This is a genomic window from Sphingomonas sp., assembly GCF_026460985.1.
Lineage (GTDB): Bacteria > Pseudomonadota > Alphaproteobacteria > Sphingomonadales > Sphingomonadaceae > Sphingomonas.
Genome location: NZ_JAPKNM010000071.1, coordinates 47975 through 66626 on the forward strand (window position 1 = coordinate 47975; position 18652 = coordinate 66626).

Genomic DNA, 18652 nt, shown 5'->3' on the forward strand with positions numbered 1-18652 from the left:
ACTTCTAGTTCGTCATCCCCGCGAAAGCGGAGACCCATCTCCCGCCCCATCCATCAACGCGCCGGCGCCTTCTGTTGCGCCGGCACGAGATGGGCCCCCGCTTTCGCGGGGATGACGGTTGTGGTGGGTCAACCCGCCTTCACGCTCGGCGTGTTGACCCCCATCGACTGCAGGTACTTCCGCACGTTGCGCGCCGCCTGGCGCAGGCGCTGCTCGTTCTCGACCATCGCGATGCGGACGAAACCCTCGCCATTCTCGCCGTAGCCGACGCCGGGCGCGACCGCGACCTTGGCATGGCTGAGCAACTGCTTCGAGAATTCGAGGCTGCCGAGATGCGCCAGCGCCGGGGGCAGCGGCGCCCAGGCGAACATCGATGCGCGGGGGCTCGGGATGTCCCAGCCGGCGCGGCCGAAGCTCTCGACCAGCACGTCGCGGCGCTTGTGGTAGAGTTGGCGGTTCTTCTCGACGATGTCCTGCGGGCCGTTGAGCGCCGCGCAGGCGGCCGCCTGGACGGGCGTGAAGGCACCGTAGTCGAGATAGGACTTCACCCGCGTCATCGCCGCGATCAGCTGCTTGTTGCCCACCGCGAAGCCGATCCGCCAGCCCGCCATCGAATAGGTCTTGCTGAGCGAAGTGAACTCGATCGCGACGTCCTTGGCGCCCTTGACCTGGAGGATCGAGACGGTCGGGTTGCCGTCATAATAGAGCTCGGAATAAGCGAGGTCGGAGATGATCCAGACCTTGTTCTCGCGCGCCCAGGCGACGAGCCGCTCGTAAAAGGCGAGGTCGACGGTCTCGGCGGTCGGGTTCGACGGATAGTTGACCACGAGGATCGACGGCCGCGGCACGGTGAAGTTCATCGCGCGCTCGAGGCTCTCGAAATAATGCTCGTCGGGCGTGGTCGGCACCGCGCGGATCGTCGCCCCGGCGATGATGAAGCCGAAGGTATGGATCGGATAGCTCGGATTGGGCGCGAGGATGACGTCGCCCGGCGCGGTGATCGCGGTGGCGAGGCTGGCCAGGCCTTCCTTCGAACCCATGGTCACGACCACTTCGGTCTCGGGATCGACCTCGACGCCGAAGCGGCGGCCATAATAGTTCGCCTGGGCGCGGCGCAGGCCGGGGATGCCCTTGGACTGCGAATAGCCGTGCGCGTCGGGCTTGCGGGCGACCTCGCAGAGCTTCTCGATCACGTGGTCGGGCGGCGGCAGGTCGGGATTGCCCATGCCGAGATCGATGATGTCCTCGCCCGCCGCACGCGCCGCTGCCCGCATGCCGTTGACCTCGGCGATGACATAGGGCGGCAGCCGCTTGATGCGGTAGAACTCTTCGGACATTTCCACTTCTCGCTTGTGTGTTGGAGGCGGCACCACATGTGCCGTTTGCTTGTTCTAGGGCATAAGCGCGCTCGCGGAAACGGCGAGTTGCATCTAGTACGTCGAAGCGTTCGCTGGAGAGGATCCTGGATGGCCGATACCCCGACCCCGACACCCAATCTCGAGGACCTGCAGCACTGGACCTGGGTGCTCGGCCGCGCACAGCAGATGATGCTCGAGCATGGGTTCGACCTGATGGGCCAGATGCCGGCCGCCTCGCCGGCGATGGACCCGACGGGCGCCCTGCGCGCGAGCGCGAGCTTCTGGGCGGATACGATGCAGCTCTGGCAGCGCTTCCTCGATCCCGCGAACGCGACGCCGTTCGAGGAGACCCCCGAGCAGGCGCGCGACAAGCGCTTCAAGGCGCCGCAATGGCGCGAGGAGCCGGTGTTCGACTTCCTGCGCCAGAGCTATTTCGTGATCGCCGACAATCTGCTGAAGGGCGTCGACGCGCTCGAAGGGGTGGATCCGAAGCAGAAGGAGCAGATCCGCTTCGCCACGCGGGGCTTCATCGACGCGGTGAGCCCCACCAACTTCCCCGCGACCAATCCGCAGGTGCTCGAGAAGATCGTCGAGACCAAGGGCGAGAGCCTGCTCAAGGGCCTGCAGAACATGCTGTCGGACGTGGCCAAGGGGCAGATGACGCAGACCGCCGAGGGGGCGTTCGAGCTCGGCCGCAACCTGGCGATGACGCCGGGCAAGGTGGTCAAGCGCACCCCGCTCTACGAGCTGATCCAATATTCGCCGGTGACCGACGAGGTCTACGCCACCCCGCTGATCATCTTCCCGCCCTGGATCAATCGCTTCTACATCCTCGATCTCACCCCCGAGAAGAGCTTCATCCGCTGGGCGGTCGAACAGGGACTGACCGTGTTCGTGGTCTCGTGGCGGTCCGCCGATGCGAGCATGAAGGACGTGGTCTGGGACGATTATATCGAGCGTGGCCAGATCGACGCGATCGATACGGTGCGCGACCTGCTCGGCGTCGAGGGCGTGCACGCGATCGGCTATTGCGTCGCCGGCACCACGCTGGCGGCGACGCTGGCGGTGCTGACCGCGCGCGGCGAGGCGGAGAAGGTGAAGAGCGCGACCTTCTTCACCGCGCAGGTCGATTTCTCCGAGGCCGGCGACCTCCAGATGTTCGTCGACGACGACCAGCTCGCGTTGATCAAGAGTCTGGGCGGCGAGGGGTTCCTCGACGGGCGCTACATGGCCGCGACCTTCAACCTGCTGCGCGGGCGAGACCTGATCTGGAACTATGTCACCAACAACTACCTGATGGGGCAGGACTATGTGCCGTTCGACCTGCTCCATTGGAACTCGGACGTCACCAACCTGCCGTCCACCTGGCATCTGAGCTATCTCTCGGACCTGTACCGCGACAACAAATTGGTAGTGCCGAACCTGCTCTCGATCGCCGGGACGCCGGTCGACCTCGGCAAGGTGATCACGCCGACCTATGTCCAGGCCGGCCGCGAGGACCATATCGCGCCCGCGGCGAGCGTGTGGAAGATCACCCACCACTTCAAGGGGCCGCTCAAGTTCGTGCTCGCCGGCTCCGGGCACATCGCCGGGGTGGTCAACCCGCCCGCGGCGGGCAAGTACCAATATTGGGTCAACGACGCGAAGGTCGAGACGCTCGCCGAGTTTGTTGCGGGTGCGAAAGAAACCAAGGGCAGCTGGTGGCCCGACTGGATCGGCTGGGTCGAGAGCGTCGATGCCGCGAAGGTGCGTGCAAAAGGTGCACGCGTGCCCGGAAAGGGCAAGTTGAAGGCATTGGAGGATGCGCCCGGCAGCTATGTCCGGAGCCGCTGATTCCGCGCTTTCCGTAGCATAAATCATATTTGTGCGATGCACAATATTCTCCTTGCAATTCGCGCAACACGCCTCTAGATGCTGCATTGCAGCAATAGTCAGGGGACCGAGTCACATGGCCACCAAGGGACCGAAGGCGCCGGCTAAGCCCGTCGCTCCGAAGCCTGCGGCGCGCGCCAGCAAGCCGGCCGCGCCCAAGGCTCAAGCTGTCGCAACCAAGGCTGAGAAGCCCGCGCCGGTTGTCGTTGCCGAGGCCGTTGCCCCGGTGACCGCTCCCGAGCCGGTCCCGGCCGTGGAAGTCGCGTCGCAGGAAGCAGTCGAAACCGTTCAGCCCGCGGCAGAGCCGGCCGAAGTCGCCGTCGCGGAGACCGTCAACGTTACCGAGGCCGTCGCCGAGACCGCCGCGGAAACCATCGTCAAGGAAACCACCACCATGGCTACCACTTTCGAAACCAACACCGCCAAGGCCCAGGCCCTGTTCGCCGACTGGAACGACCGCACCAAGGCGGCCGTCGAGAAGTCGACCAAGCTGGTCGAGGAAGCCAACGAGTTCGCCAAGGGCAATCTCGAGGCCGTCGTCGAGTCGAGCCGCATCGCCGCCAAGGGCTTCGAGACCCTCGGCCAGGACGCCGCCGAATATGGCCGCAAGTCGTTCGAGAGCGCGACCGCCGCGCTGAAGACGCTCGCGACCGTCAAGTCGCCGACCGAATTCTTCAAGCTGCAGAGCGACTTCGTTCGCGGCGCGTTCGACTCCTATGTCGCCGAAGCCTCGAAGAACACCGAAGCCGTTCTCAAGCTCGCCGGCGATGCCGCGCAGCCGCTTTCGAACCGCTTCGCGGTTGCGGCCGAGAAGGTGAAGACCGCCGCCTGAGCGCTATCCGCGCTCCAGTAAAAGCGTAGATGGGGCGGCTGCCGAAAGGTGGCCGCCCCTTTTCTTTTTGACGGCGCGTGCTTTTTTTGAAGATTAACGGCGTCGCTCCGGCCTTGCCTCCCTTTCCGCGAAGCCATATTTTCGACGCGACATGGTCGAACCCAGCAAAATCAATATCCGGATGGCCGAGGACGGCGACGACGACACCGGCACGCGCGACCCCTCGGTCGGGCTCGCGACGCGCACCCGCACGCGCACCAAGAAGCCGACGCCGTACCGCGTGCTGATGCTCAACGACGATTACACCCCGATGGAGTTCGTCGTCCTGTGCCTCCAGCGCTTCTTCCGGATGGACATGGAAGAGGCGACGCGGGTGATGCTCCACGTCCACCAGCGCGGCGTGGGCGTGTGCGGCGTGTTCAGCTACGAGGTCGCGGAGACCAAGGTGACGCAGGTGATCGATTTCGCCCGGCAGAACCAGCACCCGCTCCAGTGCACGCTGGAGAAGGCGTGACCTTCGGGGGCTGAGCGGCGCAGGCGGCGCTTGCGTGCACGCGCCGACCGGCTAGAAGCTCCGCCATGGACCGTATCCTCATCCGCGGCGGCAAGCGCCTTTCCGGCAAGATCGCCATTTCGGGCGCCAAGAACGCCGCGCTCACGCTGATGCCCTGCGCATTGCTGACCGACGAGCCGCTCACGCTCCGCAACCTGCCGCGGCTCGCGGACGTCGACAGCTTCGGGCATCTGCTCAACGAGCTCGGCGCCTCGACCGCGATCGAAGGCACGCGGCCCAATGATTTCGGCCGGGTGCTGACCACGCGGGCCGGCAAGCTGACCTCCACCGTCGCGCCCTATGACATCGTCCGCAAGATGCGCGCGTCGATCCTCGTGCTCGGTCCGCTGCTCGGCCGCGCGGGCGAGGCGACGGTGTCGCTGCCCGGCGGCTGTGCGATCGGCAACCGGCCGATCGACCTGCACCTCAAGGCCTTGCAGGCGATGGGCGCCGAGATCGAAGTCGCGGCGGGCTATGTGAAGGCGAGCGCGCCGGGCGGGCGCCTCACGGGCGGGCGCTTCAGCTTCCCGGTGGTGTCGGTCGGCGCGACCGAGAATGCGCTGATGGCGGCGGTGACCTGCAAGGGCACTACCGTGCTCGACAACGCGGCGCGCGAGCCCGAGATCGTCGATCTCTGCAACCTGCTCGTCGCGATGGGTGCGCATATCAGCGGCATCGGCACCGAGCGGCTGGAGATCGAAGGCAAGGACCGGCTGCACGGCGCGACCTATGCGGTGATGCCCGATCGCATCGAGGCGGGCAGCTATGCCTGCGCCGCGGCGATCACCGGCGGCGATGTCGAACTGGTCGGCGCCGCGGCGAACGACATGCGCGCGACGCTCGACGCGCTCACCCAGGCCGGCGTGACGGTCGAGGAGAAGAAGAGCGGCATCCGCATCGCGGCAGAGGGCAAGCTCAAGCCGCTGACGCTGTCGACGGCGCCCTTCCCGGGATTCGCGACCGACATGCAGGCGCAATTCATGGCGATGCAGCTCGTCGCCGACGGGGCCAGCGTGTTCACCGAGACGATCTTCGAGAACCGCTACATGCACGTGCCCGAGCTGGCGCGGATGGGCGCGCATATCGATGTGCGCGGACGCACCGCCGTGGTGCACGGGCCGACCAGGCTGGTCGGCGCGCCGGTGATGGCGACAGATCTGCGCGCATCGATGAGCCTGATCCTCGCCGGGCTGGTCGCCGAGGGCGAGACCCAGGTCAACCGCGTCTATCACCTCGACCGCGGATACGAGCGACTCGAGGAGAAACTCCAGGGCGTCGGCGCCGATATCGAGCGCGTCGGCGACGGCTAATTCGTCACCCCAGCGAAAGCCGGGGTCTCGTGCAACATACCGTTCGCTCGCCGCCTGAGATCCCGGCTTTCGCCGGGATGACGATTAGCGCGCCGTACTCGTCGAGAAGGGCCGTGCCGCGCGCGACGTGCCCCGGCTCTTGTTAGGCGTGGCCTGCATCGTGAAGCGCAGCTCGCCGCCCGCCGACAGCTCCTCATGGGTGATGTAGCTGCGCGCCAGCGGCTCCCCGTCGAGCGTGACCCTGCCGACATAGCCATTCGTAACCGACAGCCCGTCCGCCACCACCGTGAAGCGCTTGCCGTTGGGCAGGGTGAGCGTGGCGCGGTCCACGAAGGGGCGGCCGATCACGTATTGGTTCGATCCGGGCGCGACGGGATAGAAGCCGAGCGACGTGAAGACGAGCCATGAGGACATCTGGCCGAGATCGTCATTGCCCGAAAGGCCGGCGGGGCCGGTCTTGTACTGGCTCTCGACGATCTGCTTCAAACGCTCCTGCGTCCGCCAGGGTTGGCCGGCGAAGGCATAGAGATAGGCGACGTGGTGGCTGGGCTCGTTGCCGTGGATATACTGGCCGATCAGCCCGGCAATGTCCTCGGCATGGCTGTAGTCGAGCTTCGAATTGTCGAAGTCGAACATGGCGTCGAGCTTCCCGATCGCGGCCTTGTCGCCGCCGAGCAGAGCGAACATCGCCGCCTGGTCGTGCGGCACGAACCAGGAATATTGCCAGGCATTGCCCTCGGTATAGTCCGAACCGTAGTTGATCGCGGTGGGATCGAACGGCGTGCGGAAGCTTCCGTCGGCCTTGCGCGCGCGCAGGAAGCCCGTCTTCGCGTCGAAGCTGTTGCGCCAATTGCCGGCGCGCTTCTCGAAGGCGGCGGCGACGTCGTCTTTGCCGAGCGCGCGGGCCATGCGGGCGATGGTCCAGTCGTCATAGGCGTATTCGACCGTCTTGGACGCCGCTTCGGGCTCCTTGTCGATGGGCACGTAGCCGAGCCGCATATAGTGATCGAGCCCGCCATATTGGCCGTAGCTCGCGCTCTTCACCATGGCATCGAGCGCTGCGTTCGCGTCGAAGCCGCGCACGCCCTTCAGCCAGGCGTCGGCGATCACCGGCACGGCGTGATAGCCGATCATCGTCCAGGTCTCGCGGCCGTGGAACTGCCAGACTGGGAGGATGCCGAACGGGCTGGCCTGCTGGCTGGCGAGTAGCGACCGGACGAAGTCGGCGTTGCGGCGCTCGGGCTGGATGAGCAGCAGCAAGGGATGCTCGGCGCGGAAGGTATCCCAGAGCGAGAAGGTCGAGTGGAAGGTGAAGCCTTCGGCCTTGTGGACCTGGTCGTCGGGCCCGCGATAGCGCCCGTCGGCGTCGGAGAAGACGCTGGGCGCCATCAGCGAGTGGTAGAGCGCGGTGGCGACCATCGTCTTTGTGGGCGCAGGTGCGTCGATCTCGATCGCCGAGAGTACCTGCTGCCAGGCGGCGCGGGTGCTGGCGCGGACCGCGTCGAAATTGCCGCGTTGGCTGTCGAGATTGGCGATCGCGCCGTCCTCGTCGACCGCCGAGATCGCGACCTTGAGTTCGAGCGGCTTGTCGAGCTTGCCGAAATCGAGCCGGGCGACGAGCGCACGGCCCTGGAGTTGGTCGAGATCCTCGCGGCCGCGGCCGGGCCCCTGGAAGCCCTTATACTCGATCTTCTCCTCGCGGTTGAGGAAGGCGTGGCCGACCAGCGGCACCGAGGGGCGCATCGCGAAATAGAGTTTCCGAGCCGGGGCCCAGCCGCGAGTCTCGCGCATGCCCGTGATCGTGCCGTCGGGGCGGATGCGGATCGACGACCAGAGCGTCTTGCCCGGATAGTTGTAGAGCCCGCTGCGCAGGTCGAGGATCAGGTGTGCGGGGGCGCCGGCGGGGAAGGCGTAGCGGTGGACGCCGACGCGGGTGCCGGCGGTCATTTCGGCGCGGATGCCCGAATCGGCGAGCGTGACGGCGTAATAGCCGGGCTGCGCGGTCTCGCTGTCGTGGCTGAAGCGCGAGCGATAGCCCGAGCCGGGCTGCTTGGGGTCGCCGGGCTCAAGCAGCACGCTCTCGCCGACCGCGGGCATGACGAGGAAGTCGCCGAGATCCGAATGGCCCGCGCCCGAGAAATGCGTGTGCGAGAAGCCCTGGATCGTCGGATCGTCATGGCGATACCCCGCGGCGTGGCCATAGCATTCGCGGACCACGCAGCCGGTGTCGGTGTCGGGGCTCAGCTGCACCATCCCGAACGGCGCCACCGCGCCGGGGAAGGTGTGGCCTTCGCCCCCGGTGCCGATGAACGGGTCGACGCTTTCATAGCTGGTCTGGGCGGCGAGGGGGGCGGTGGTGAGCGACAGGGCGGCGAGCGCGGCGAACGCGCGGCGGAAGCGACTGGGCATGCGGGGTTTAGAGCATAGGCGGGCGGCGCATCCAACCCGCTTCGGTGTGCTGCTCGTCGCCTTCTTCAATCCTCCCCCGGAGGGGGAAGGGGACCAGCGCAGCTGGTGGAGAGGTAGTCTCCCCGAGCGACGTCGCCCGTGGCGACTACCCCTCCACCGCCTTCGGCGGTCCCCCTCCCCCTCCGGGGGAGGATTGTAGACAGTTCAGGGTTTACCCAGGTCGATCGTTGCCTTTCCAAAGCCTATCGCGTGCGGCTCCGGGGCTAGGCGAAACCATTCCCGCTCCCTAGGCAGGAGGTATGAAGGCTCTCCTGCTCGCACCGCTCCTGCTCACCGTTCCCCAGGCCGCGCCGCTTCCCGTCCATGTCGGCGGCCGTGTCGTGGCGGGTGAGAAAGCGACGATATTCGGCTGGCCGGGCGTCTATTTCGAGACCCGTTTCCGCGGCCCGACGCTCAAGGTGGTCACGGTGCCCAATGCGGATCATCTGCGCCTGCTCGTCGACGGCAAGCCGCGCCATGTCCTGAAGGGCACGGGCGCGGTGGTCGTCACCCTGACCGGCCTGGGGCCGGGGGAGCATGTCGCACGGCTCGAGAAGGTGACCGAGAGCCAGTCGGGCTCGGCCCGGTTCGGCGGCTTCTTCGCCGAGGACGGCGCGCCCCTGCCGGCAGCGGCGGCGCGCCAGCGCCAGATCGAGTTCATCGGGGATTCGCACAGCGTCGGCTACGGCAACACCTCGACCACGCGCACCTGCACCGAGCAGGAGGTGCACGACACCACCGATACCCAGCAGGCCTTCGGGCCGCTGCTCGCGAAGCGGCTCGACGCCGATTACCGCGTGATCGCCTATTCGGGCTATGGCGTGGTGCGCAATTATGCCGGCCACAAGCCGGGCGAGAATTTGCCGTTCCTCTATGATCGGGCGATTCCGGGCAATCCCGCTCCGGCTGTGGCGGACAGTGCGTGGCGGCCACAGGTCATCGTCATCAACCTCGGCACCAACGACTTCTCGACGCCGCTCAAGCCGGGCGAGGCCTGGGCCGACGCGGCGGCGCTCCGTGCGGACTATCGGGCCAAGTATGTGGCCTTCGTCCAGCGGCTGCGCGCCGCCCAGCCCCAGGCACGCTTTGTGCTGATGGCGGCCGAGAACTTCCGCGCCGATGTCGAGCAGGTCGCCGCGGCGACGGGCGCGACCCTGGTGGATTCCGGGGCGCTGGAACTGACCGGATGCAACTGGCACCCGTCGCTCAAGGACCATCGCGCGATGGCGGATCGCGTGGCGGCGGCGCTGGGGCGGTAGGTCGTATCGACATACAAATCCTCCCCCGCCAGGGGGAGGTGGCGCCGAAGGCGTCGGAGGGGGAGGTAAGCAGTGTCCTCTCCAATTGAGCACAGTGATTCCCCCCTCCGTCACGCTACGCGTGCCACCTCCCCCTGGCGGGGGAGGATTGAAAGGCTTCGCTCGCCTGAATGGCGATCCGATCTACACCGCCTTCAGCGCTTCCTCGAAATCGGAGATCAGGTCGTCGGCATCCTCGACGCCGATCGAGATACGCACCAGATTGTCGGTGATCCCCAGCGCCTGCTTGCGCGCCTCGGGCACCGAGAGGTGAGTCATCCCGGCGGGGTGGCTGGCGAGGGTCTCGGTGCCGCCCAGGCTGACCGCGAGCTTGGCGATCTTGAGGCTGTCGAGGAAGGCGAAGGCCTCCTTCTCGCCGCCCTTCAGATAGAGCGAGAAGGTCGAGCCGGCGCCGGTGCAGTGGCGGTTGTAGATGTCGGCCTGGCGGCTGCCCGGTTCGAGGAAGCCGAGATAGCCGACATGCTCGACCTTGTCGTGCCCGCGCAGGAATTCGCAGACCTTGGCGGCGTTCTCGCCGGCGCGGCTCATGCGCAGCTCGAGCGTCTCGAGGCTGCGGAGCAGCATCCAGGCGGTGTTGGGATCGCAGATCGTGCCGATCGTGTTGCGCATCAGCCGGATCGTGTTGATGTGCTCCTTGGTGCCGAGCACGCCGCCCGCGACGAGGTCCGAATGGCCGCCGGCATATTTGGTGAGCGAATAGACGACGATGTCGGCGCCCTGCTGGAGCGGCTTGGCCCAGAGCGGCCCGAGGAAGGTGTTGTCGATCGCGATCGGCGGCTTGGCGCCCTTGAAGATCGCGTCGCGGCTCGCGGCGACGGCTTCGACATCGACGAGCGCGTTGGTGGGGTTGGCGGGCGATTCTAGATAGATCAGCGCGACATTGCCGCTCGCGGCCTTGCCCAGCACCGCATCGATCTCCTCGCGCGTCGCGCCCGCCGGGAAGTCGAGCCAATGCACCCCGAAGCGGCCGAGGATGCGCGCGATCAGCGTCTCGGTCGCGGCGTAGAGCGGGCCCGAATGGACGATCGTGTCGCCCGGCTTGACCATCGACAGGAACAGAGTGGCGATCGCCGACATGCCCGAGGAGAAGGCCAGCGCATCCTCGGCCTCTTCCCACACGGCGAGGCGGTCCTCGAGGATCTCCTGGTTGGGGCCGTTGAAGCGCGAATAGACCAACCCCTCGGCGCCGCCCGGGCGCTTGCCGGTGACGCCCTCGAAATGGCGCTTGCCGGCGGCGGCACTGGGGAAGACGAAGGTCGAGGTCAGGAAGATCGGCGGCTTGAGTGACCCTTCGGAGAGCATCGGATCATAGCCATGGCCCATCATCAGCGTCGAAGGCTTGAGCTTGCGCCCGCCGACCTTCTCGACATTGGCCTTGGGGCGGCGGCGCGGGGTGGCGCCGGTCAGCTCGGCTTCGGTTTCGTCGGTCATGGGGCTCTCCGGTTTCTCGTTTGAGCGTTTCCTAGCCGAAGAACCGTTTCAATTGATACCAATTATCGCGATCTGCCGGCCATAATCGGGTTCGCCGCGATGCGTCGCGCGGCGGAAGCTGTAGAAACGGCTCTCGTCGGAATAAGTGTCGAGGCCGAGCGTCTCGACGGTACGGATCCCCGCCGCGGCGAGGCGGTGCGCGACATAGGCTTCGAGGTCGAACTGGAAATGCCCCGGCTTGCCGTCGGCGAAGAAGCGTTCGTTGGCGGGATCGGTTTCGGCGAAGCGGCGGAAGAAGCCGGAATCGACTTCGTAGCTGGCGCGGGCGATGCACGGGCCCACCGCGGCGGCGATGCGCTCGCGCCGGGCACCCAGCGTCTCCATCAGCGCGATCGTCGAATCGGTGACGCCGCCGATCGCGCCCTTCCACCCGGCATGCGCCGCGCCGACCACGCCGGCCTCGCGATCGGCGAGAAGCACCGGCGCGCAATCGGCGGTGAGGATGCCGAGCGCCAGCCCGGGCCGATCGGTGACGAGCGCGTCGGCATGCGGGCGGAGTCGCTCCTCGAACGGCTCGATCACCGCGACGGCATCGGGCGAATGGACCTGGAACACCGTGGCGAGGCGCCCGCCGGGAATCACCGCGTCGGTCGCGCGGCGGCGATTCTCGGCGATCAGCGCGGGATCGTCGGCCGATCCGGTGCCGACGTTGAGCCCGGCGAGGATGCCGGTCGAGACGCCGCCGCGCCGGCCGAGGAAACCGTGCGCGACGCCTTCCAGCGCGCGGGCGCGGATGGCCTCGACCTGGCTCACAGGTCGAGGCTCAGGAGGCGGTCGTCGTCGACATGATTGCCGACGCGGAACTCGTATCTGCCGATCTCGCGGAATCCGCGGCGCTCGTAGAAGCGCCGGGCGCGGTGATTGTCGACAAAGACGCTGAGCACCATGTGCGCGGCGCCGCGGGCGCGGGCGGTGTCCGCCGCCCAGTCCATCAGCGCCTGCGCCGCGCCGCTGCCCTTGCCGCGCTCCCGCAGATAGAATTGGCGCAACTCGATCGTGGGTGCGACGGGCTCGACCGGGAGGGTGACCGGGCCGATCTTGCAATAGCCGAGCAGGCCGCCCTCATCCTCGACGACCCGCAAGGCGAGCCCCGGCGTGGCGAATTCCTCCTCCCAGGAAGCGGGGGTGAACTTGCCGAGGAAGGCGGCGAGGTCGGCGGGCGCGTAGAGATGGCCGAAGGTCGCGGTGAAGCTCTCGCGGAACAGCGCATCGACCGCGGGGAGATCGGCTGCCGTGGCGTCGCGATAGTGCATTGGCGTCCCCATCTCCGTCATTCGAACCCCGCCGGCACCGGCCAGCCGGGCGCGGTGAGCGCGATCACCTTGAACAACTCGCCCATCGCCGCGTCGCCGACCAGCCGGTCGCGATCGGCTGCGAGCGCCTCGGCGCGTTCGGGTGCCGCCTTGGCGAGCGCCTCGGTCCGCGCCTCGATGCCGAGCGCGCGGAGGAACGCGCCCTGGGTCACCGGGCCGTGGACGACCAGCCCTTCGGCCTCGGCGGCTTCCTTGAGCGTCGCGAAGTCGACATGTGCGGTGAGGTCGGCCTCGCCGGGCTGGTCGAACGGGTTGGCATATTGGTGGCCGCGCACCGCCTGGAAAGTGTCGCCGATCGCCGGGCCTTCATAGCCGTAATCGACGATCAGCGCCGCGCCGCCCTGCGCGAGCAGCCGCTGCGCCAGTCCGCGCAGCACCGCGACGCTCGCCGGCGAGGTCTCGAGGATCGAGCCCGGCTCGGCATGGAGCAAATGCCTGGGGATGATCATGTCGAAGCTGCGGTCGCCCGCGATCGGCAGGAACAGGGTGTCCTGGCACGCCACCAGCCGCTCGCGCCAGCCGTTGCCCGTCGCGACCAACTGGCGGATCGGCAGCGCGTCGAAGAATTCGTTGGCGACGACGAGCAGCGGCATGTCCTCGGGCAGGCCGATCAGGTCGAGATGCCATTCGGCGTGCGGCACGCGCTCGGCCTGGGCGGCGCGCAGCGTCGGGCTGGTCTCGACCAGATCGACCCCAGGCTCGAGCCCCGCCTTCGCCATTGCCCGCAGCGCGTCGGCGGCGAGCGTGCCGCGGCCGGGCCCGAGCTCGACATAGCGCGACGCCGGACGTCCGGCGCGATCCCAGAGGTCGGCGAGCCACAGCCCGATCAGCTCGCCGAACATTTGGCTGATCTCGGGCGCGGTGGTGAAGTCGCCGCGCGCGCCCAGCGGATCGCGCGTCGCGTAATAGTGCGCGTTGGCGGCGGCCATGAACTGCGACAGCGGGATCGGCCCGGCGAGCGTGATCGCGCGGGCGAGCCGATCGGCGAGCATCGGCTCGGCGGCGTTGCCGCTACGCTGCTCCGCCGAGGCGGCGAGGGGATTGTCGCTATCGGTCATCATTCCAGACGAACTCGTGCCTCAGGCCACGCTCTCCGAACCGGCGATCGGCTCGACCCGCTTGCGGCGGCGCTTGGCGGTGGCGATCAGATAGATGCCGCCCACGATCATCGGAATGCACAGCCACTGGCCCATATGCAGCCCCGTGGCATCCACAAGCCACACCAATTGCGCGTCGGGCTCGCGGAAGAACTCGACGAAGAAGCGGCACAGGCCGTAGCCGAGCACGAAGATGCCGACGAGCTTGCCCGGCTGGTAGCGCGAATCAGTGCGCCAGAAGAAGAACCAGAGCACAATGAAGAGCAGCAGACCCTCGAGCCCCGCCTCGTAGAGCTGGCTCGGATGCCGCGCGGGCTCGATCTGGCCGGTCTGGACGGTGTTGCGGAAGACGATCGCCCAGGGGACGTCGGTCGGCTTGCCCCAGAGCTCGCCGTTCACGAAATTGGCGAGACGCCCGAAGAACAGCCCGAAGGGGGCACAGCAGGCGACGTAATCGTGGATGCGCAGCCAATCCAGGCCCTGCCGGCGCGCGAGCAGGATGATCGCGATCGTGGTGCCGATCACGCCGCCATGGAAGGACATGCCGCCGTCCCAGAGGCGGAGGATCTGGAGCGGCGCCTCGACGATCATGTCCGGCGCGTAGAACAAGACATAGCCGATCCTGCCACCGAGGATGATGCCGAGTGTCGCGTAGAAGACCAGATCGTCCGCATGGCGCCGTGCCATCGGCGCGCCGGGCTCGCGCAGCAGGCGGAGCAGATACCACCAGCCGATCAGGATGCCGGCGATATAGGCCAGCGAATACCATTTGATGTCGAAGAAGCCGAGCGGGATGGCGACGGGCGAGAGCCCGAGATCCTTGAAATGGATGTGATCGCCGGCGGCGGCGAGGAGGTGGAGCAGCACGGTCTTGTCGTTCCCCGGCAATCGTTCTGCGCCCGCGATAGAACAGCCGCGCGGCAAACCCAAGGCCGCAATGGCTGGCGCGGGGCGAAGTCGCGCGATAGAGCGAGGCGATGGCGGTGAACCTCAGCGCGCGCACCAGGCTCGACCGGCGGACATTGCTGGTCGGCGGCGGCGTCGGCGTGGGGCTGGTCGTGGCCTGGGCGGCCTGGCCGCGCACCTGGCTCCCCAACCTCACCGCCGCGCCCGGCGAGAGCCTGTTCGGCGCGTGGATCAAGATCGGCACCGACGGCCATGTCTCGGTGGCGGTGCCGCAATGCGAGGAGGGGCAGGGGGTCTATACCGCGCTGCCCCAGATCGTCGCCGATGCGCTCGGCGCGGACTGGAAGATGGTGGGCGTCGAGCCCGCGCCGCTCAATCCGCTCTACGCCAACCAGCTCGCCGCCGAGGAACTGTTCGAGGCGGCGCTCGGCAAAATGCCCGCGTCGCTCCGGCGCAGCTTCGTCCGGCGCTCGGGGCTGATGCTCACCGGCGCCTCGACGTCGATCCGCAATTTCGAAGGCGAGCTCCGCCAGGCCGGCGCCGCGGCGCGGGCGCTGCTGTGCAAGGCGGCGGCCAAGCGCTGGGGCGTCGACTGGGAGAGCTGCGGGACCTTCAACGGGCTGGTCTATCAGGGCAGCCACAAGCTCGGCTTCGGCGCGCTCGCCGCCGAGGCCGCGGAGCAGGACCTTCCCGGCGAGGTCCCGCAGCGCGCCGGCGACGGGCCGCGGCTCCACGGCCAGCCGCTGCCGCGGCTCGACGCGCCGTCCAAGGTCGACGGCAGCGCCAATTACGCGGCCGATATCCGCCTGCCCGACATGGTCTTCGCCTCGATCCGCCAGGGCCCGGTCGGCGAGACCGGGCTGGTCAAGGTCGACCGCGCCGCCGCCGATCGCATCCCCGGCATGCTCGCGGTGGTGACGACCGACGACTGGGTCGCCGCGGTCGCCAATAATTGGTGGGCGGCCGACCGCGCGATCGACGCGATGCGGCCGCGCTTCCGCACGCCCGAGGAAGTGGTCAACAGCGACACGATCGAGCAGGCGTTGAGCGCCGCGTTCGACGGCGCGGGCAAGCGCATGGCGGAGGCGGGCGACCTCGCGTCGCAGTTCCGCGGGGCGGAGGTCGTCGCCGCCGAATATCGCGTCGGGCTGGCGCTGCACGCGCCGCTCGAGCCGATGACCGCCACCGCGGTCCATCGCGACGGCCGGTTGACCTTGTGGCTGCCGACCCAGGCTCCCGGGCTCGCCCGCGCCGCCGCCGCGCGCGCCGCGGGGATCGCCGAGACCTCGGTGATCCTCCACCCGACGATGGCGGGCGGATCGTTCGGCGCGAAGCTCGAAACCGATGCGGCTGCGCAGGCGGCATTGCTCGCGATGCGGATCGGCCGCCCGGTGCAGCTCACCTGGTCGCGCGGCGAGGATTTCCGGCGCGACCGCTTCCGCCCCGCCGCCGCGGGGCGGATGACCGCGCGGCTCAACCCGCAGAAGCAGCTCAGCGGCTGGCTCGCCAAGATCGCCGCACCCGCCGCAGGCCGCGAACTCGCCGCGCGGCTGCTCCACGGGCATGCCGTGCCCGGCCTCGGGCTGACGCTGGGCGGTGGCGATCCCGGCGCGGTGGAGGGGGCGGTGCCCGCTTATGCCATTCCCCATTTCGCGATCGACCACCATCCGGCGGCGATCGGCGTGCCGAGCGGCTATTGGCGCTCGGGCGCCCACAGCTACACCTGCTTCTTCACCGAGAGCTTCCTCGACGAGCTCGCGCATGTCGCCGGGCAGGACGCGTTGTCGTTCCGCATGGCGATGCTGGGCCAGCAGCCGCGGCTCGCGCGCTGCCTGCAGACCGCCGCGCAGCTTGGCGGCTGGCAGGGTGGGCAACCGGGCAGCGGGCAGGGCATCGCCTGCCACAGCTTCCGCGGCTCGCACATCGCCGTCCTCGCCGAAGCGCAGCTGACCAGCGACCGCCGCGTCAAAGTCGAGCGGCTGGTGGCGGCGGTCGATTGCGGGGAGGTGGTCAACCCCGATCTGGTGATGCAGCAGATCGAGGGCGGGTTGCTGTTCGGGCTCGCCGGCGCGGTCGGCTGTTCGACTGGCTTCACCGAGAATGTCGCCGATGTGCGCGCGATTTCCGAGCTCCGCCTGCCCACGCTCGCCGACTGCCCCGACATCACCGTCGAGCTCATCCGCAGCAGCGCCGAGCCCGGCGGCGCGAGCGAACTCGCGGTGCCGCCGGTCGCCCCGGCGATCGCCAATGCGCTCCAGGCGGCGACGGGGGTTCGTTTTCGGCGGTTGCCGCTGCTATCGGACGCGGAATGAACCCACCCGCCGATCATCCTGCGATCCCGCCTGCGAAGGTGGGGGTGCTCCTCGTCAATCTCGGCACGCCGGACGCGCCCGATGCCGCGGCGGTGCGCCGCTATCTCGCCGAATTCCTCTCCGATCGCCGCGTGGTCGAGATCCCCCGGATCGTCTGGAAGCCGATCCTGCACGGCGTCATCCTGCGCACCCGGCCCGCCAAATCGGCGCATGCCTATCGGCAGGTGTGGCAGGAAGGCGGCTCGCCGCTCGCCGCGATCACGCGCGCGCAGGCCGAGGCGCTGCAGGACGCGTTCGGGCCGAACGTGATCGTCGATCATGCGATGCGCTACGGCCGTCCCGCGCTCGGCGACCGGCTGCGCGCGCTCAAGGCTGCCGGCTGCGAGCGCATCCTCGTCGCGCCGCTCTATCCGCAATATTGCGCGGCGACGACCGCGACCGCCAACGACGTCGCCTTCGCCGAACTGGCGCGGATGCGGTGGCAGCCGGCGCTGAGGACGCTGCCGCCTTATCACGACGACCCGGCCTATATCGCCGCGCTCAAGACTTCGGTCGAGGCGTCGCTCGCCGCACTCGATTTCGCGCCGCAGGAAGTGCTCGCCAGCTTCCACGGCATGCCGCAGCGGACATTGGCGCTCGGCGATCCCTATCATTGCCATTGCCGGAAAACCGCGCGGTTGCTCGGCGAAGCGCTGGGGCGCGCGCTCACCGTGACCTTCCAGTCGCGTTTCGGCCGCGCCAAATGGCTCGAGCCGGCGACCGACGCGGTGCTCGCGGGCCTGCCGGCAAAGGGCGTCACGCGCGTCGCGATCGTCGCGCCGGGCTTTTCCGCCGATTGCCTCGAGACGCTCGAGGAATTGGCGATCCGCGGACGCGAGACCTTTCTCGCCGCGGGCGGAACGCATTTCGCGTATTTGCCCTGTCTCAATGCAGGCGACGTCGGCATGGCGATGCTCAAGAAGATATTGGCACGGGAACTTGCGGGCTGGGCAGACGCTGCCTAGCGTGACGTAACGACAATGGGAGAGGATGCGACATGGCACGCGTAGCGATCGTGACGGGTGGAACGCGCGGTATCGGCGAGGCGATCAGCCTCGCGCTCAAGGACGCGGGCATGACGGTCGCCGCCAATTATGCGGGTAACGAGGAGAAGGCGAAGGCCTTTACCGAGCGCACCGGCATCAAGGCGTACAAGTGGGACGTGGGCGATTTCGATGCCTGCGCCGCGGGCGTGGCCCAGGTCGAGGCGGAACTGGGCCCGGTCGACGTGGTGGTCAACAATGCCGGCGTCACCCGCGACGGCACGATCCTCAAGATGAGCCGCGAGATGTGGGAAGACGTGATCCGCATCAATCTGGGCGGCTGCTTCAACATGGCGCATGCCACCTTCCCGGGCATGCGCAGCCGCAAATGGGGGCGTATCGTCAATATCGGCTCGATCAACGGCCAGGCGGGCCAGTACGGCCAGGTCAACTATGCCGCCGCCAAATCGGGCATCCACGGCTTCACCAAGGCGCTGGCGCAGGAAGGCGCGCGTGCCGGCGTGACGGTCAACGCGATCGCGCCGGGCTATATCGATACCGACATGGTCGCCGCGGTTCCGGCCGACGTGCTCGAGAAGATCGTCGCCAAGATCCCCGTCGGCCGGCTCGGCCAGGCGAGCGAGATCGCGCGCGGCGTGGCGTTCCTCTGCTCGGAGGAAGCGGGCTTCGTCACCGGATCGACGCTGTCGATCAATGGTGGCCAACACATGTATTGAAACGAAACGGGCCGGCCCCTTTCGGAGCCGGCCCTCTGTCCTCAGATACGCTACGCGAGGACATCGATACGCAAACTACGAC

At 68.0% G+C, this 18652-nt stretch carries 15 protein-coding genes; 8 read left to right on the forward strand and 7 right to left on the reverse strand.

Features of this window, described 5'->3' with window-relative positions:
• Positions 1–128: 128 nt before the first annotated feature.
• Positions 129–1337 (reverse strand): LL-diaminopimelate aminotransferase, encoded by a 1209-nt coding sequence (locus MT490_RS12040; protein ID WP_297387789.1) that lies wholly within the window; start codon positions 1335–1337, stop codon positions 129–131.
• Positions 1338–1466: 129 nt separating this feature from the next.
• On the opposite strand from MT490_RS12040, the gene phaC reads away from it, so the two are divergent.
• The 4 genes from phaC to murA all read left to right on the forward strand — a co-directional run bounded on the left by phaC (position 1467) and on the right by murA (position 5925).
• Entirely contained in the window at positions 1467–3191 is a 1725-nt protein-coding gene (gene phaC / locus MT490_RS12045) for a class I poly(R)-hydroxyalkanoic acid synthase (protein ID WP_297387791.1), read from the forward strand.
• A 115-nt stretch (positions 3192–3306) separates the two neighbouring features.
• Positions 3307–4062, forward strand: coding sequence for a phasin family protein (locus MT490_RS12050; protein ID WP_297387793.1), 756 nt, complete (start codon positions 3307–3309; stop codon positions 4060–4062).
• Between the two features lie 181 nt (positions 4063–4243).
• The gene (gene clpS / locus MT490_RS12055; protein ID WP_297387854.1) at positions 4244–4576 is read left to right on the forward strand and encodes an ATP-dependent Clp protease adapter ClpS; all 333 of its coding nucleotides are present in this window, start codon (positions 4244–4246) and stop codon (positions 4574–4576) included.
• A gap of 65 nt (positions 4577–4641) precedes the next feature.
• Complete coding sequence (murA, locus tag MT490_RS12060) at positions 4642–5925, forward strand: UDP-N-acetylglucosamine 1-carboxyvinyltransferase (protein WP_297387795.1); 1284 nt, start codon at positions 4642–4644, stop codon at positions 5923–5925.
• Between the two features lie 84 nt (positions 5926–6009).
• Here murA and MT490_RS12065 read toward each other — a convergent pair whose 3' ends face one another.
• Entirely contained in the window at positions 6010–8334 is a 2325-nt protein-coding gene (locus tag MT490_RS12065) for a GH92 family glycosyl hydrolase (RefSeq protein ID WP_297387799.1), read from the reverse strand.
• A gap of 299 nt (positions 8335–8633) precedes the next feature.
• On the opposite strand from MT490_RS12065, the gene MT490_RS12070 reads away from it, so the two are divergent.
• Positions 8634–9632, forward strand: coding sequence for an SGNH/GDSL hydrolase family protein (locus MT490_RS12070; protein WP_297387802.1), 999 nt, complete (start codon positions 8634–8636; stop codon positions 9630–9632).
• Positions 9633–9815: 183 nt separating this feature from the next.
• On the opposite strand, the gene MT490_RS12075 is transcribed toward MT490_RS12070, so the two are convergent.
• The 5 genes from MT490_RS12075 to lgt form a co-directional block, all read right to left on the reverse strand.
• On the reverse strand, positions 9816–11123 hold the full coding sequence (locus tag MT490_RS12075; RefSeq protein WP_297387805.1) for a cystathionine gamma-synthase family protein: 1308 nt from the start codon (positions 11121–11123) through the stop codon (positions 9816–9818).
• Between the two features lie 48 nt (positions 11124–11171).
• The gene (gene pgeF, locus MT490_RS12080) at positions 11172–11936 is read right to left on the reverse strand and encodes a peptidoglycan editing factor PgeF (protein ID WP_297387808.1); all 765 of its coding nucleotides are present in this window, start codon (positions 11934–11936) and stop codon (positions 11172–11174) included.
• Complete coding sequence (locus MT490_RS12085; protein WP_297387810.1) at positions 11933–12436, reverse strand: GNAT family N-acetyltransferase; 504 nt, start codon at positions 12434–12436, stop codon at positions 11933–11935. Before MT490_RS12085 ends, pgeF begins: the two co-directional genes overlap by 4 nt.
• A gap of 17 nt (positions 12437–12453) precedes the next feature.
• A complete protein-coding gene (locus tag MT490_RS12090; protein ID WP_297387858.1) occupies positions 12454–13488 on the reverse strand; it encodes an SAM-dependent methyltransferase in 1035 nt (344 codons plus the stop codon).
• A gap of 87 nt (positions 13489–13575) precedes the next feature.
• A complete protein-coding gene (lgt, locus tag MT490_RS12095) occupies positions 13576–14460 on the reverse strand; it encodes a prolipoprotein diacylglyceryl transferase (protein ID WP_297387861.1) in 885 nt (294 codons plus the stop codon).
• Between the two features lie 110 nt (positions 14461–14570).
• Between lgt and MT490_RS12100 the strand changes: the two genes are divergently transcribed.
• Genes MT490_RS12100 through phbB form a run of 3 tightly spaced genes read left to right on the forward strand, consistent with a single transcriptional unit; the run spans position 14571 to position 18570 of the window.
• A complete protein-coding gene (locus MT490_RS12100) occupies positions 14571–16811 on the forward strand; it encodes a molybdopterin cofactor-binding domain-containing protein (protein WP_297387813.1) in 2241 nt (746 codons plus the stop codon).
• Entirely contained in the window at positions 16808–17815 is a 1008-nt protein-coding gene (hemH, locus tag MT490_RS12105; RefSeq protein WP_297387815.1) for a ferrochelatase, read from the forward strand. The genes MT490_RS12100 and hemH overlap by 4 nt, the downstream gene beginning before the upstream one ends.
• A gap of 32 nt (positions 17816–17847) precedes the next feature.
• Positions 17848–18570, forward strand: coding sequence for an acetoacetyl-CoA reductase (phbB, locus tag MT490_RS12110; RefSeq protein ID WP_297387818.1), 723 nt, complete (start codon positions 17848–17850; stop codon positions 18568–18570).
• Positions 18571–18652 lie beyond the last annotated feature (82 nt).